Annotated in this window: 15 protein-coding genes; 7 read left to right on the top strand and 8 right to left on the bottom strand. The window is 72.9% G+C overall.

Features of this window, described 5'->3' with window-relative positions; all coding sequences use genetic code 11:
- The first annotated feature begins 188 nt into the window (after positions 1-188).
- A complete protein-coding gene (locus tag ACZ69Q_RS16655; RefSeq protein WP_471042076.1) occupies positions 189-812 on the top strand; it encodes a dihydrofolate reductase family protein in 624 nt (207 codons plus the stop codon).
- Between the two features lie 11 nt (positions 813-823).
- Here the strand turns inward: ACZ69Q_RS16655 and ACZ69Q_RS16650 are convergent, their stop codons facing one another.
- Together ACZ69Q_RS16650 and ACZ69Q_RS16645 are read right to left on the bottom strand one after the other, a co-directional pair.
- Positions 824-1,852, bottom strand: a complete 1,029-nt coding sequence (locus tag ACZ69Q_RS16650) for a Ppx/GppA family phosphatase (RefSeq protein WP_471042074.1) — start codon at positions 1,850-1,852, stop codon at positions 824-826.
- A 58-nt stretch (positions 1,853-1,910) separates the two neighbouring features.
- Positions 1,911-2,090: a hypothetical protein gene (locus tag ACZ69Q_RS16645; protein WP_471042073.1), complete on the bottom strand. Its 180-nt coding sequence runs from the start codon at positions 2,088-2,090 to the stop codon at positions 1,911-1,913.
- A 218-nt stretch (positions 2,091-2,308) separates the two neighbouring features.
- Between ACZ69Q_RS16645 and ACZ69Q_RS16640 the strand changes: the two genes are divergently transcribed.
- A complete protein-coding gene (locus tag ACZ69Q_RS16640) occupies positions 2,309-3,661 on the top strand; it encodes an MFS transporter (RefSeq protein ID WP_471042072.1) in 1,353 nt (450 codons plus the stop codon).
- Positions 3,662-3,989: 328 nt separating this feature from the next.
- Here the strand turns inward: ACZ69Q_RS16640 and ACZ69Q_RS16635 are convergent, their stop codons facing one another.
- Together ACZ69Q_RS16635 and ACZ69Q_RS16630 are read right to left on the bottom strand one after the other, a co-directional pair.
- Entirely contained in the window at positions 3,990-5,762 is a 1,773-nt protein-coding gene (locus tag ACZ69Q_RS16635) for a transglycosylase domain-containing protein (RefSeq protein ID WP_471042071.1), read from the bottom strand.
- Positions 5,759-6,838, bottom strand: coding sequence for a sigma factor-like helix-turn-helix DNA-binding protein (locus tag ACZ69Q_RS16630; RefSeq protein ID WP_471042070.1), 1,080 nt, complete (start codon positions 6,836-6,838; stop codon positions 5,759-5,761). The genes ACZ69Q_RS16635 and ACZ69Q_RS16630 overlap by 4 nt, the downstream gene beginning before the upstream one ends.
- Positions 6,839-7,135: 297 nt before the next feature.
- Between ACZ69Q_RS16630 and ACZ69Q_RS16625 the strand changes: the two genes are divergently transcribed.
- Entirely contained in the window at positions 7,136-7,651 is a 516-nt protein-coding gene (locus ACZ69Q_RS16625; protein ID WP_471042068.1) for a SigE family RNA polymerase sigma factor, read from the top strand.
- Positions 7,641-8,357 carry a hypothetical protein gene (locus ACZ69Q_RS16620; protein WP_471042066.1) on the top strand — a complete coding sequence of 239 codons (717 nt, stop codon included), beginning with the start codon at positions 7,641-7,643 and terminating at the stop codon, positions 8,355-8,357. Before ACZ69Q_RS16625 ends, ACZ69Q_RS16620 begins: the two co-directional genes overlap by 11 nt.
- Here ACZ69Q_RS16620 and ACZ69Q_RS16615 read toward each other — a convergent pair.
- Positions 8,354-9,553 (bottom strand): cysteine desulfurase-like protein, encoded by a 1,200-nt coding sequence (locus ACZ69Q_RS16615; protein ID WP_471042631.1) that lies wholly within the window; start codon positions 9,551-9,553, stop codon positions 8,354-8,356. The two genes, ACZ69Q_RS16620 and ACZ69Q_RS16615, sit on opposite strands and share 4 nt — an antisense overlap.
- Before the next feature lie 26 nt (positions 9,554-9,579).
- Positions 9,580-10,587, bottom strand: coding sequence for a GlxA family transcriptional regulator (locus ACZ69Q_RS16610; RefSeq protein WP_471042065.1), 1,008 nt, complete (start codon positions 10,585-10,587; stop codon positions 9,580-9,582).
- 72 nt (positions 10,588-10,659) lie between these two features.
- Here ACZ69Q_RS16610 and ACZ69Q_RS16605 point away from each other — a divergent pair, with 72 nt between their 5' ends.
- Complete coding sequence (locus ACZ69Q_RS16605; RefSeq protein WP_471042063.1) at positions 10,660-11,964, top strand: APC family permease; 1,305 nt, start codon at positions 10,660-10,662, stop codon at positions 11,962-11,964.
- Positions 11,961-12,317: an MmcQ/YjbR family DNA-binding protein gene (locus ACZ69Q_RS16600; RefSeq protein WP_471042061.1), complete on the top strand. Its 357-nt coding sequence runs from the start codon at positions 11,961-11,963 to the stop codon at positions 12,315-12,317. Before ACZ69Q_RS16605 ends, ACZ69Q_RS16600 begins: the two co-directional genes overlap by 4 nt.
- On the opposite strand, the gene ACZ69Q_RS16595 is transcribed toward ACZ69Q_RS16600, so the two are convergent.
- On the bottom strand, positions 12,308-12,976 hold the full coding sequence (locus ACZ69Q_RS16595; RefSeq protein ID WP_471042629.1) for a DNA alkylation repair protein: 669 nt from the start codon (positions 12,974-12,976) through the stop codon (positions 12,308-12,310). The genes ACZ69Q_RS16600 and ACZ69Q_RS16595 overlap by 10 nt on opposite strands.
- Positions 12,977-13,203: 227 nt before the next feature.
- Here ACZ69Q_RS16595 and ACZ69Q_RS16590 point away from each other — a divergent pair, with 227 nt between their 5' ends.
- A complete protein-coding gene (locus ACZ69Q_RS16590) occupies positions 13,204-14,034 on the top strand; it encodes an alpha/beta fold hydrolase (protein ID WP_471042059.1) in 831 nt (276 codons plus the stop codon).
- Here ACZ69Q_RS16590 and ACZ69Q_RS16585 read toward each other — a convergent pair.
- Positions 14,021-14,986: a helix-turn-helix domain-containing protein gene (locus ACZ69Q_RS16585; RefSeq protein ID WP_471042058.1), complete on the bottom strand. Its 966-nt coding sequence runs from the start codon at positions 14,984-14,986 to the stop codon at positions 14,021-14,023. The two genes, ACZ69Q_RS16590 and ACZ69Q_RS16585, sit on opposite strands and share 14 nt — an antisense overlap.
- Positions 14,987-15,022 lie beyond the last annotated feature (36 nt).

Raw genomic sequence — 15,022 nt, 5'->3', positions numbered from 1 at the left:
GCCGGACTGACAGGTTGCTGCCACGTCGCCGGGCCGGGACGAATGTCGGCGGGAGTGTCGAAGGTGGCGGACCCCGATCGACGTGAGGGTGAAGGCAGGACCTCCCAGGACCCACAGAACCCACGGCCCCACAGAGCGCACAGGGGCTCACGGGCTCACGGGCCCACAAGAACTCAGGAGCACCCATCGTGACCGTCACCGTGACCGCGGATCTGGCCATCTCCCTCGACGGCTTCGTCGCCGGCACCGGCGTCACCGTCGACAACCCGGGAGGCGACGGCGCCGAGCCGCTCTTCGAGTGGATCCACAACCTGGCGAGCTGGCGTGAGCGCCAGGGCATGACCGGCGGGGAGGAGAACACCGACTCCGAGTTGATGCGTGAGTGGTTCGACGCCACCGGGGCGGTGGTGATGGGGCGGACCATGTACGACACCGGCGAGGAGTTCTGGGGCGACAACCCGCCCTTCCGCACCCCGGTCTTCGTGCTCACCCATCGCCCCCGCCCCACCCTCGTGAAGGAGGGCGGCACCACCTTCACCTTCGTCACCGACGGCATCCACGACGCCCTCGACCGGGCGAAGGCCGCGGCCGGGGACCGGAACGTCGACATCGCGGGCGGCGCGGGCACGGTGCGGCAGTACCTCGCGGCGGACCTCGTCGACGAGCTCCAGCTTCACGTCGTGCCCGCGCTGCTCGGAGCGGGACTGCGGCTCTTCGAGGGACTCGGGCCCGGGCGGCGCGACCTGGAGCCGCTCAGGATGGTGGCGACACCCCTGGCCACCCACCTCAAGTACCGCTTCGTGCGCCCCTGAAGCCGATCTCCTCAGGTCATCGCCGGCGGCGTGGCCACGCGCAAGGGGCGTGTGCCGGCCGGCATGCCGTCCAGGACCTTCCTCGTGCCGTCGTGCCGCTCCAGGTCGGCCCACCAGTCGGCCCCGTCCTCCAGGTAGCGCAGGAGGATGCCCTCGCGCAGGGCCCACGGGCAGATCATCAGGGTCTTCACGGCGCTCAGTTTCATCGCGGCGTGTCCGACGATCGCTCCCGCCAGGCTCTGCCGGGACCGCGGGCCGGAGATGCCGGGCAGTCCTGCCCGCTCGTCGGCGGTCAGCCCGGCCAGCCGGTCGATCGCCCGGCGCAGGTCCTGCCGGCGCAGCGCCCGCTGCACGAACGGACCGTGCCGTCCCGGAGCGGCTCCGCACAGTCGCGCCAGTTGCTGGAACGTCCGCGAGGTCGCGACGGCGGTGTGCGGGTGCTCCCAGCGGATACGGGCGGAGACGTCCCGTAACTGGTGGCGCACCTTGCGGCGCAGGGCGACCAGGTCCGCCTGCGGGGGAGGGTCCGCGGAGCCGAAGAACTCGTTGGTGAGACGGTTGGCGCCGAGCGGCAGGGAGGCCGCGAAGTCCGGCGTACGGCCCCGGCCGAAGGCGACTTCCAGGGTGCCGCCGCCGATGTCGAAGAGCGCGAGCGGGCCGGAGCGCCAGCCCATCCAGCGCCGGGCGCCCAGGAACGTCAGCCGGGCCTCCGCCTCACCCGGCAGCACGCGCAGGCGCAGACCGGTCCGGCTGTGCACGGCCGCCAGCACGTCCGTCCGGTCGGGTGCGTCGCGCACCACGGCGGTCGCGAACGCCAGCGGCTCGGGCGCGTCCCACTGCCGGGACATCTCGCAGGCCGCGTGGAGCGCCTTGACCAGGCGGTCCGTTGCCGCTTCCCCGAGGCAGCCGTCGGTTGCGACCTGCTCGGACAGACGCAGCTTCCACTTCGCGGTGTGCACCGGAAGCGGCACCCCGTCCCCGACGTCGCACACGGCCAGCCGGACCGTGTTGGACCCGGCGTCGAGCACGCTCACCCTCATGGACCCGAGGTACCCCGAACGGCAGCGGTGATGCGCGGGGAACGGGACTTGGGCGCCGTCAGTCCTCGCCCCGGACGATGTTCCACTCGGTGTTCGAACGCGCCGGGCGCGGGGAACCTCGGTCCTCGACGGGGGCGAGGCATGTGCGTATCGCCTTGCCGTGCAGATGACGGGCGGCCTTCGTCCAGCCCGTCTCGGGCACGTGCAGGACCTCTCTCTTCACGGCGGGCGCGGTCACGGCGCTTCAACTTCTCTCTCAGTGCGAAGGGAGCCGGTTCCGGCTCCCGATGACCGCGACCGGGTTCCCCTCGACCACGGGCGCAAAACATCCGGTCACCGCCCTCGGCTGTCCAGCAGCTATCAACCCGTGCAGCACCGTTGACACCCGACTGCCCCGACCTGAGACTCGTGCTCCATCTCCTACGAAAGAAATTTCACCTAGCGAACAGGACGATGATGTCCCGCTCCCTCACGCCCCCCGCGCCCCGTCCCCCGCACACCTTCCGCACCGTGTTCCCGGTCCTCGCCCTGTGCTGGCTGGCCGTGTTCTTCGACGGCATGGACGTCAACATCTACGGCGCCGTCATGCCGCACATGCTCGACGACCCCGGCCTCGGACTGACCCCGGACAGCGCGGGCACCATCGGCAGTTGGACGACGTTCGGCATGCTCATCGGCGCGCTCACCGCCGGAAACCTCACCGACTGGCTCGGCCGCCGGCTGATGCTCGTCGCCAGTGTGAGCCTGTTCTCCGCCGGGTCCGCGCTGTGCGCCGTGGCCGGCGACATCGGCCTCTTCGGCGCCGGACGCTTCGTCTCCGGGCTCGGCCTCGGCGGGCTCATGCCGCTGTGTCTGGCCATGGCCTTGGAGTTCGCGCCACCGCGCCGGGCCGCCCTGACCACCGGCCTGCTCATGACGTCGTACCACTTCGGAGGCATGGCGGCGACGGGCCTCGGCCTGACGCTCGCCCCGGCCGCCGGCTGGCGCTGGGTCTTCTGGGCGGGCGTGGTCCCGGCCCTGGTCGCCGTGCCGCTGCTGCTGCGCCTGCTGCCGGAGTCGCCCGGTGTGCTGCTGGCGCGCGGTGAGCGGGACAGGGCCGACGCAGTCGCCGACCGCTACGGGCTGCCCCGGCCCACCGAGGTCGCCGCCCCGGCCGCCGGCGCGGCGGGCAGGCTCGCCGCCGTACGGGAACTCTTCCGGCCCGAGTCGCGCTGGGCGACCCCGCTGCTGTGGCTGGCGTCCTTCTGCGGACTGCTGCTGGTGTACGGCATCAGCACCTGGCTGCCGCAGATGATGCGGGCCTCCGGCTACGGCCTGAACTCCTCCGTCAGCTTCCTGCTGGTCATCAACGCGGGCGGCATCGTCGGACTGCTGATCGCGGGCCGGGTCGCCGACCGGTTCGGCGCGGTACGGGTGTCGGCGATCTGGTTCGTCCTGACCGCCGCCGGGGCCCTGCTGCTCCAGGCCCAACTGCCGCTCGGCGTGACCTACGTCGTCGTCGCCGTCACCGGTGTCTGGCTGTTCAGCGCGCAGGTGATGGTCTACGCCGCCACCAGCACCGTCTACCGCGACAGCGAGCGGGCCGCGGGCCTCGGCTGGGTCACCGGCGTCGGCCGTACCGGAGCCGTCGTCGGACCCTGGCTGATCGGCGAACTCGCCGCGAGCGGCAACGAGAGCTGGGGCTTCACCACCTTCGCCCTGGCCGGACTCGGCGGCGCGCTCGCGATCTGCCTCGTTCCCGCGGCCCGCAGGATCGGCCGCGACGGCAGGACGGCACCCGCACCCGCGGCGGCAACCACCGGACCGTGACGCCGGCCGCCACGACGCCCCGGGCCGCCGGGTGTTGGAGGGCACCGGACCGTGACGCCGGCCGCCGCGAAGCCCCGGGCCGCCGGGTGTCGGACGGCACCGGACCGTGACGCCGGCCGCCACGAAGCCCCGGGCCTCGGGATGTCGGACGGCGCCGGACCGTGACGCCGGCCGCCGCGAAGCCCCGGGCCGCCGGGTGTTGGAGGGCACCGGACCGTGACGCCGGCCGCCGCGAAGCCCCGGGCCGCCGGGTGTCGGAGGGCGCCGCCCCGCCCGCCGCCGGACCAGCCGGACCCCGGCGCTCGCGGCGGCGGGAGCCCTTCCCGTGTCACTCGCCCTTCGAGCCGCCCTTCGCCCCGTTCTTCGTCGCGTCCTTCGCCCGGTCCTTCGCCCCGTCCTTCGACCCTTCCTTCGTCGCAGCCCCCCAGACCCCCGCGGCCACCCGCTCCGCGAACTCCGTCGGCGGTGGGTCGTTCGGTAGCCGGGCCGGGACCGTCGTGCCCTTTCTGCTGCCCGCCCGGTCGGCGAACAGGGTGACCGTCAGGGCGAGTCGGCTGTCGTAGCCGGTGGTCCACACGGTCCGGCGGGTGATCCCGCCGCCCGCCCCGCCGGTGGCGAAGCCCTTCGCCTCCACCGGGAAGGAGTCCGGGCGGGAGCCGGCGGCGGAGCCCGGCGCGGCGTCGACGATCACCGGCGTGGGCCCGGCCCCCGTCTGCGCGCCCGCCAGGAACGCCTCCCTTTGGTCCAGCACGCGCGCCACCTCGGGGCGGGCCCGGTACACGGTGCGGCCCTCCCGCGTGATGCGTGCGACGGTGTACGGCGAGGCGTACCGGCCGTCCGCCGCCACCGTCGCGTACGCCGAGGTCAGGTTCAGCGGGGTCGGCGCCGCCGTCCTCAGCAGTCCGCCCAGCGGGGCACCCACCTTCACCTTGCCGAACGGCTCCAGGGCCGTACCCGCCTCCACCGCTCCGCTCACCGCGTCGTTGAACGGCTGGCGCGCATAGTCCGAGCCCCCGTACAGCAGCCGTACCGCTCCGTCGCCGGGCACCATCCCCACCACGGCGGTGTGCACCCGCACCCCCCGCTTCCCGCCGGGACGGTCCTGCGCCAACTGCGTGGCGCGGTCCTGAAGGGCCAGGTCGAAGGTGGTCGTCACGGTGTAGCCGCCGCTCGCGAGCTGGTCCTCGGTGATGCCGAGCCGGTCGGCGGCCTCCTTCGCGGCGACGTCGATCAGATACTGCCGCTGCCCCTCGGTCTCGCCCGGCGGATAGAACCGGAACGCCGGGAACCGCGCCTCGGCCCGCTGCTTCGCGGTGATGGCGCCGCTCGCCACCATCGCGTCGAGTACCCACTCCCAGCGGCCCGCCAGCTTCGCGGTGACCTCCGCGTCGGAGCCCGCCTTCTCGTAGTACGACGGGATGTTGACGATGGACGCCAGCGCCGCGCCCTGCGCGACCGTCAGGTCCTTGGCGTCCACGCCGAAGTAGTTGCGCGCGGCGGACTGGATGCCGGCCGCGCCGCGCCCGAAGTACACGGTGTTGAGATAGCCCTGAAGGATCTCGTCCTTGCTGCGGGTGCGGTCCAGCTTGATCGCGATGAGTGCCTCGCGTGCCTTGCGGGTCAGTGACCGCTCCGGGCTGAGCAGGGCGTTCTTCACGTACTGCTGGGTGATGGTGGAGCCGCCCTGCTGGTCGCCGCCGGTCAGCGTGGCCAGCGCGGCCCGCGCGATGGCCCGCGGCGAGATCCCCCGGTCGGTCCTGAAGGAGCGGTTCTCCGCGGCGATCACCGCCTCCTGCACATGCCGGGGCACCGCGGACAACGCGACGTCCTGCCGGTCGACCGGCCCGCGCCGGCCCAGATAGGCACCGCCGGAGTCGAGGAACACGGTGCTCTGGGTGACGGTCTCGGGGTGCGGCTTCGGAATGGTCGTCAGGTGGTACGCCACGACGGCCGCCACGCACAGCAGCGCGACCAGGGCGAGGAAGGCGTGGAGCAGCCGGCGAAGCCGCCGGCCCCGGGTGCGCCGGAACCTGATCCGCAACGGTGTGCGCTCGCGGTGCCGCCCGCCGGACGGGGATTCCGGCATCGTCGTCGCGTTCATATCCGCCACCACTCGCGGTCCGAGCGTGCGGCGACCTTGCCGGAGGCGTCGTACACCGTGACGATCCGTTCGTCGTCGTTCTCGCCCTCGCCGGTGGACAGGACGAACTTCATGTTCTTCTCGGACACGGGCGCGCTCGCGTACCAGATGCCCCAGCCCGGACTGCCCGCCAGGACGAGGACTTTCGCGGTGCTCCTGCGGTCGCCGGTCTTCACCTCGATGCGGTCCGGCTCGCCGTCCAGTCCATGGAAGATGCCCGACAGCAGGAACCCGCCGTTGACGGTGTCCATCCGCAGCGTGACGCCCGGTTCGTCGAGCGGTGCGCCGGTGTCGTCCCGTTCACCGGGGCGGGTGGGGGAGACGGGCACCGCCCAGTGCCCGCCGTCGGCCGTCAGCCACACCCGCACTCCGGGCCCGGCGGTCACCCGTTCGCCCGGCGCCACGACCCGGACCGGACTCGGCGCACCGCCCTCGTCGCGCACCCCGTACGCCCCGTCCTGATCCATGCCGCTCCCCATCCGGTCGGCGGCGAACAGGGCGCCGGGCACGAGCAGCGCCGCGCACCCGACCGCGGCCACGACGCGGCGGCGCCGCCGCAGCGCACAGCCCTGTGCCTGGACGCCGGCCAGCGGCACCTCGGACGGGACGACGTCCCGCACGGCACGGGCGTACACCTCGCGAAGCTGCCCGGCGTCGGTGCCGGCCGCCCGCAGTCCGCGTTGGACGTGGGCCCGCACCGCGCCCGCCGAGCAGCCCAGCACCTGGGCGATCTCCGCGTCCGCCAGCCCTTCCCAGAACCGCAGCACCAGCACGGTCCGCCGCCGCGCGGCCCGCCGCCCGCGCAGCCCGCGCAGATGGCTGCGCACCAGGCAGCGCCGTACGTGGAAGTCCACGTCGTCGCGCGGCACGCGGCGCCACGACGCGCACATCCGCGCCAGCGTTCTCCGCACCAACTCTTCCGCCGCACCGGGGTCGTCGGTGAGCAGCCGCGCGGTCACCACCAGCCGGGGCCAGTGGGTGCGGGCGTAGGCGGCGAAGTCATGGCCGGCGGGGAGCACGTCGTGGGTCGGGGGCACCTGGGGGGTCCTTCGGTTCGGGAACACGGTCGTGGCCGCACGCGCGGGCGCCCGGCCTGGTCGGCACGGGCAACTGCCCGCCCGTGCCCGTAGGTTGAACAGCCGTCGGGCCGGCACCGCCGCGGATGTGGCCAACGCCTCCTGCGGAAGAGGGAGCCGGGAACGCGTGTGGTCCGTCTTCCTGGTGGGGTTGCGTTTCGCGGAGCGCGACCTGAGTGAATGGAGCGACCTACGGGACCTGTACGCACGGCGGAGGTGGCCGGGTTGCACGCAATGGCCAGGGAATCCGGTGGGGGCATGACCGACGACGAGTTCGACGCGTTCTACGCCGCCGCGTTCCCCCGGCTGACCGGCCAGTTGTACGCCTTCACCGGAGACCACGGCGAGGCCCAGGACGTCGTGCAGGAGGCGTTCGTACGAGCCTGGGACCGGCGTGGGCAGTTCCTGGCGGACAGTGCTCCCGAGGCGTGGATCCGCACGGTGGCCATGCGGCTGGCCGTGAGCCGCTGGCGGCGGGCGAAGCGCTGGCTCGAACTGATGCGGCGCACCCCGCCGCCGGATCCCGCCCCGGGGCCGGGGCCCGAGTACACCGCGCTCGTCGCCGCCCTGAGGGAACTGCCCGAGGCCCAGCGGATGGCGATCGTCCTGCACCATTTGTGCGACCTGAGTGTCGAACAGGTAGCCTCCGAGACCGGTGCCCCCGTGGGGACGGTCAAGGCGAGGCTGTCGCGGGGGCGAGCGGAACTGGCGAAGCGTCTTGCGGGGGACGAGGCCGACGGGCCGGTCCGGAAGGAGAGCGGCCATGTCCGATGAACTCTCCGCCGCGCTGCGCGAGTTGGCGGCGACTCAGGCGACCGCACCCGTTGTCGACGGCGCCGGGATCCGGGCCCGTGCGATGCGCCGCAGACGCCGCCGCCGTACGGCCGTCGGCCTCGGCGCGGGGACCGCGGCCCTGGTCGTCCTGGGCTTCGCCGCACACCTGAACCCCGGCGGGCGGCCGGACGACCCGCCCCCGAACCGGATCCCGCCCGCGGCGGCGCACTCCGGCTCCACCCCGCCGTCCACGGCGACCCCGTCGCCCGTCGCCGGCACGCTCGACCTGCGCCGGTACACCCTCACGGTCGACGGCCGGGTCCTGGCGGTCCTGTCGAAGTACGACGACCGGACCGGGCTCTCGGGGCCGCTGAGGGTCGCCGCCAAGCACGCCTCACGCCTTCTGCCCTTCAAGGTGCGCTCCAAGGACCCCATCCAGGTGAACGTGCCCAACGTGGTCGAGCTCCGCGACAACCAGGACCGGCCCTTCTACATCGGCACCTTCACCAAGCCGCTGGCGTTGGGCGACTTCGCCAGCAGCAGCGACTGGGTCGGCCTGGACGACCCGGACGCCGCGTGGTTCTACGCCCGGTCCCGGATCGGCGAGACCCTCGCGGTGACGACCGTCGCCGCGCCGACCGCCACGCCCTCGGCCAGTTCCCCTCAGACCGCCGGGGCGGGAGCGGTCCGGTCCCCGGGCGGCTAGAGGAAGGCGCTCAGACCGTCGAGGAAGCGGTCCACGTCCTCGGCGGTGTTGTAGGGGGCCAGGCCCACCCGCAGGGCGGGGTCCTGCAGCTTCAGCGCGGTGAACGGCTCATGCGCGTAGAACGACCCCGCCGGCGCCACCACGCCGCGCTCCGCGAGATGCGCCTGGGCCTCGCGCGCGTCACGGCCCTCCAGGGTCATCAGGAGTGTCGGGGTGCGGTCGGGGGCCTTCGAGTGCAGGGTGACCGCGTCGCCCATGGCCGACAGGCCCTCCTGGAGCCGCGCCCGCAGCACCCGCTCGTGCTCGTGCAGTGCGCCGAGCGAGTGCGTCAGCCGCTGCCTGCGCCCGGTTCCCGTACCCGGGTCCATCGCGGCGAGGAAGTCGACGGCGGCCGCCGTACCGGCGAGCATCTCGTACGGCAGGGTGCCGAACTCGAATCGCTCCGGCACGGTGTCCGGCGACGGCAGGAGCTTGTCCGGGCGCACGGTGCCGAGGAGTTCGGGCGCCGCCGCGAGCACCCCGCAGTGCGGTCCGAGGAACTTGTACGGCGAGCAGACGAACAGGTCCGCGCCGAGCGCCGGCACGTCCACCAGGTGATGGGCGGCGTAGTGGACGCCGTCCACGTACACCAGGGCGCCGGCCTCGTGGGCGCGGTCGGCGATCCGGCGCACGGGCGGCTTGGTGCCCAGCACGTTGGAGGCCGCGGTGACCGCGACCAGTTTGGTGCGGGACGTCAGGGCCCGCTCGTAGGAGTCGAGGTCGAGCTGCGTCGTCTCCGGGTCGATCTCGATCCAGCGGACCGTCACCCCGGCGCGTTCGGCGGCCTGCACCCAGGGGCGGACGTTGGCGTCGTGGTCCAGTCGGCTGAGGACGATCTCGTCGCCCGCGCTCCAGTCCTTGGCCAGGTGGCGGGAGAAGTCGTACGTGAGCTGGGTGGCGCTGCGTCCGTGGACGACGCCGTCCGCGGGCACGTTCAGCAGGTCGGCGCAGGCGGCGCGGAACCCGGCGACGGCACGCTCGGCGTTGAGCTCGGACGGGCTGACGGTGCCCCGGTTGGACAGCGGGCCGGTGAGCGTCGCGGCGATGGCGTCGGCGACGGGGCCGGGGGTCTGCGTGCCGCCCGGACCGTCGAAGAAGGCGAGGCCGCTGTCCAGGGAGGGGAAGTGGGCCCGCAGGGCGGTGACGTCGATGGCCATGGTCTCGGCTTTCTGTCGGGCGGGGTTCACGGGGTCAGAACGCTCTGCGCCGGCTGGGAGTGGCCGGCCTGTTGTGCGGCCCGGTGCCGGAACACATGGCGGTAGGTCTGCGGGGACACGGTGGTGACCCGGCCGAAGTGGTGGCGGAGGTTGGCGGCCGTACCGAACCCGGCACTCCGGGCGATCTGTTCCACCGGCTCGTCCGTGGTCTCCAGCAGTTCCTGCGCGAGGCGGACCCGCTGCTGGAGCAGCCACTGCAGCGGTGTGATGCCGAGCCGGTCCCGGAACCGCCGGGCGAACGTGCGCTCGCCCAACTGGGCCACGCGCGCGAGCTGGGGCACGGTCAGCGGTTCGTGCAGCCGCTCCTGCGCCCATTGCAGGACCGGCGCGAGATCGTCGCCCGTCTCCGCCCGGACCACCGGCTTGGTGTACTGCGACTGGCCGCCCTCGCGGTGCGGGGGTACGACCATCCGGCGGGCCACCTCGTTGGCGACGGCCGCGCCGTGGTCCTGACGCACCAGATGCAGGCACAGGTCGATGGCCGAGCCGGTGCCGGCCGAGGTGAGGATGTCGCCCTCGTCGGTGTAGAGCGCGGAGGGGACGAAGTCGACCTCGGGGAAGCGGTGGGCGAAGTCCCCGGCGTTCATCCAGTGCGTGGTCGCCGTACGGCCGGTCAGCAGCCCCGCCGTGGCCAGGACGTAGGCGCCGGTGCAGATCGAGACGATCCGCTTGCCCATGCCGTGCGCCTCGCGCAGCACCTCGACGAGGAGCGGCGGCGGGTCGAGCTGGACGGGCCGGGCGCAGGCCGTGACGAGGACGGTGTCGGCGTCGAGCAGATCCTCGAAGCCGTAGGGGGTGTGCACCTCCAGGCCGGTCGCGGTGCGCAGCGGGCCGGACGAGTCCCCGCACATGCGCAACTCGTACCAGGGATCGACGAGATCGGAGCGGTCGGTCCCGAACACCTCGCAGGGCACGGCCAGTTCGAACGTCGGGGTGGCATCCGTAACGGCGAGCGCGATCACGTGGGGACGCATGTCGGTAATTTAGCGGACGATGTCAAAACTGCCGATGGTGCCGGTGAGAGCCCGCGGGCGATGCTGGCCGGCATGAGCGAAGCCAAGACAGAACCCTCCGGGGGAACCCTCAGCGCGGTCCAGGGCACCGCGATGTATGTGGGCGCCGTGCTCGGCACCGGTGTCATCGCCCTGCCGGCACTCGCCGCCGAGGAGGCCGGCCCCGCGTCACTGCTCGCCTGGCTGGCCCTGGTCGTCCTGTCGGCCCCCCTGGCCGCTGCCTTCGCCGCTCTGGGGGCCCGCTTTCCCGACGCGGGCGGTGTCTCCACCTACGCCATGAAGGCGTTCGGCGAGCGTGCCTCCGCCGTGGTCGGCTGGTGCTTCTACCTCGCCGTACCGCCCGGCGCGGCCGCCGCGGCGCTCTTCGGCGGCGCCTACGTCTCCTCCGCGGTGGGCGGCGGCACCACCACCACGACCGTCACCGCCGCCGGCCTGATGCTGGTGGTCACCGCCGCCAACACACTGGGCCTGCGGGTGACCGGCCGGTTCCAGTTCCTGCTGGCCGGCCTGCTCGTCACGCTGCTGCTCATCGCGGTCGCGCTTTCGCTGCCGAAGGCGGACCCGGCCAACCTCGAACCGTTCGCCCCGCACGGCTGGTCCGCGGTCCTGCCGGCGGCCGCCCTGCTGGTGTGGAGCTTCGCGGGCTGGGAGGCGATCACGCATCTGGCGGGCGAGTTCAAGCGCCCGGCACGGGACCTGCCCCGGGCCACCTACTGGGCCGTCGCGATCGTGGGCGGGCTGTACCTGCTGGTGGCCTTCGCGGTCATCGTCGTCCTCGGCGACAAGGCCTCGGACTCCGACGCGCCGCTCGGCGACCTGATGGCCGCGGGCCTGGGCGGCGACGCCCGCTATCTCGCCGCGGGCGCGGCGCTGCTGCTCACCACGGGCGCCATGAACGCCTACTACGCCGGTGCCGCCAACCTCGGCGCCGCCCTCGCCCGTGACGGCGCGCTGCCCGCGTGGATGTCCCGGGGCAGCGCGGCCGGCGAGGTGCCGCGGCGCAGTCTCGCGGTCGTGTCCACCCTGTCCTTCCTGGCCCTGTTCGCCGTGGCGGCCTCCGGCCTCGGCACCGAGCCGCTCGTCCTGCTCACCACCGGCTCGTTCGTCGCCGTCTACGCGATCGGTGTCGCCTCGGCCGTGAAACTGCTCCCGAAGGGCACCAAGGGCCGCGCCTCCGCGCTGGCCGCGTGCGTCGCCGTCACGGCACTGCTGATCATGGCCGGCCTCTATCTGCTGTGGCCGCTGGCCGTCGCCGGCGCGGCCCTGCTCTACCTGCGGCTGACCCGGCGCCGCCGCAACGGCGCGCGGACGCAGGCTCCCGTGGGGAGCGGCGTGTGATCACCCTCGATGACGTGCGGGCGGCGGCACTGCACCTGCCCCGCACCGAGGAGCACCTGATCCGGGAGTACGTGAAGTTCAAGGTCGGCCGCATCGTGTACGCCTCGGTCTCCCCGGACGAGACGACGATGGGCTTCGCCTTCCCCAAGGACGAACGCGACTCGCTGATCGCCGCCGAGCCCGGGAAGTTCCAGCTCCCGCGCGCCTCGGACCTGCGCTACAACTGGGTCCACGCCCGGATGCCGGCCCTCACCCGGCAGGAGCTGGTCCCGCTCGTCCTGGACGCGTGGCTGATGGTGGTGCCACGGTCGGTCGGCGACGCCTACCCGGCCTCGCCCCCCGCTCAGCCCTGACGGCCGCCGTCCTTTCGGCGCACCATCTCCTCGATCCAGACGGGAGCGAACGGGGACGTGCAGCCCGGGGAGGTCGGGTAGTCCTTGAGGACCTCCAGGCGCTCACCGATGCCGAGGGCACGGGCCCGGTACTCGGGGTGCTCGATCCCGATCTGCGCCAGGCAGTGGTTCATCGCCCATTGCAGACGGTCCGGGGCGTGCTTCATCTCCGCCTCGATCACGTCGAGCAGTCCCGCGAGATCGAGGCCCTCGGGCTTCTTCGCCACGCGCTCGGTGGTCAGCGCCCAGCCGGCACTGGCGACCACCGGATCCGCGTCGGCGAACCAGGCCAGGCGCAGCTCCTCGGCGTGCGGGTTCTTCTTCACGACGTAGTTCACGAGCCAGTCGTGCACCTTGGGCGTGCGTGCCTGGCGCAGCATGGAGTCCAGCTCGTTCCGCTCGAACGCCCTGGGGCGGCAGATCAGGAGCGCCAGCAGCCGAGCCGCGGTGTCGTCCGTCGCCCAGAGCCGGCGCGCGAGTTCCTGCTGCGTCTTCAGCCGCTTCGCGAGCGCGCGCAGCCTGCCGAGGTTCACACCGTGATCGTCACCGTGCTTCTCGTTCACGGCGCGCGCCTTCGGATCCTCGAGCCCGGCCAGCTCCTCCATCACCTCGGCCACCATCGCCTCGGTCACCGTCGTGTCGGCCACGTCGGCCTCCTGTCCCTCGCGTGCGGAATTCAGCCTAAGCGGAGGCCGAAAATCTGCGGATGTGGGCCGCACGGCCCGCGCGTAGTGTGGGCCGGGTACATCCGGACCGCGCCCCCTGGGGCGTGAATTCGTAGGTCCCGTGCGCACCCCCACCCACCCGTACGTGGCCGGGGTGCACACGGACGAGCGGAGGATCAGCGATGGGTACAGTCACCACCGACGACGGCACCACGATCTTCTACAAGGACTGGGGTCCCCGGGACGGCGAGCCGATCGTCTTCCACCACGGATGGCCGCTGAGCGCCGACGACTGGGACAACCAGATGTTGTTCTTCCTCGCGCAGGGCTACCGGGTCATCGCCCACGACCGCCGTGGCCACGGACGCTCCACCCAGACCGCGACCGGCCACGACATGGACACCTACGCCGCGGACGTGACCGCCCTCACGGACGCCCTCGATCTGCGCAGCGCCGTCCACATCGGCCACTCCACCGGCGGCGGCGAGGTCGCCCGCTACGTCGCCCGCGCCAAGCCCGGCCGCGTCGCCAAGGCGGTGCTGGTGGGCGCCGTACCGCCTCTCATGCTGAAGACGCAGTCCAACCCGGGCGGCCTGCCCATCGAGGTCTTCGACGGCTTCCGCGAGGGTGTCGCCGGCAACCGCGCGCAGTTCTTCATCGAGGTGCCCTCGGGCCCGTTCTACGGCTTCAACCGCCCCGGCGCGAAGGTGTCGCAGGGGCTCATCGACAACTGGTGGCGGCAGGGCATGACGGGCGCGGCCAACGCCCACTACGAATGCGTCAAGGCGTTCTCCGAGACGGACTTCACCGAGGACCTCAGGCAGATCGAGGTACCGGTCCTCGTCGCGCACGGAACCGACGACCAGGTCGTCCCGTACGACGACTCGGCGCCCCTGACGGTCAAGCTCCTCAAGAACGGCACGCTCAAGACCTACGAGGGCTACCCGCACGGGATGCTGTCGACCCACCCCGAGGTCCTCAACCCGGACATCCTCGCGTTCATCCGTTCCTGATCCCGTTGTCCGACCCTGAGCGGAACGTCCGGCGGTAGGCGTCCGGAGGCACGCCCACGGTGCGGTTGAAGTGCCTGCGCAGCGTCGTGGCGGTGCCCATGCCGGTGGCCGCCGCGACGGCGTCGACACCGTCGTCGGTGTTCTCCAGAAGCTCCTGGGCGCGGCGGATCCGCTGGGTCAGCAGCCACTGCAGCGGGGTGGTGCCGGTCACCGCCCTGAAGTGGCGGCCCAGATGGCGCGAGCTCATCCCCGCCCGGCGTGCCAGGTCCTGCACGGTGAGCGGCCGGTCGAGCCGCTCGATCGCCCAGGGAAGCAGCGCGGCGAGCGGATGGTCGTCCCGGGCGGGCACCGGGGCGGCCACGAACTGGGCCTGGCCGCCCGCCCGGTGCGGCGGCACGACCAGACGCCGTGCCACGGCGTTGGCGACGGACGAGCCGTGGTCGAGCCGGACGAGGTGCAGGCACAGATCCATCGCGGCGGCCTTGCCGGCGGAGGTGAGCACACTGCCGTTGTCGACGTAGAGCACATCGGGATCGACCGTCACCCGCGGATGGCGTGCGGCCAGCAGCTCGGTGTGCGCCCAGTGCGTGGTCGCCCGCTTGCCGTCCAGCAGCCCGGCGGCGGCCAGCACGAACGCCCCCGTGCACAGCGAGGCCACCCGCGCGCCCGCCTCATGGGCCGCGCGCACCGCGTCGACGAGATCGCCGGGCGGATCGACGTCGACGTCCACCCAGCCGGGGACGATCACGGTGTCGGCATGCCTCAGACGGTCGAGCCCCCGGTCGGCCTCCAGCCGGAACCGTCCGACCCGCACCGCGCCCGCACCGCACACCTCGACGTCGTACCAGGGGACGCTCACCCCGTCCGGAGCGGAGCCGAACACCTCGTACGCCAGGGACAGTTCGAAGTGCAGCATGCCTTCGGTGACGGCCAGCGCGAGCGAGTTTCCCATGTCCGAAAGTGTACGGGTCTCGTCGTTCCGGACACT

The sequence above is a fragment of the Streptomyces sp. NPDC036764 genome (assembly GCF_055609385.1).
This window is presented reverse-complemented; position numbering and strand designations above follow the sequence as displayed.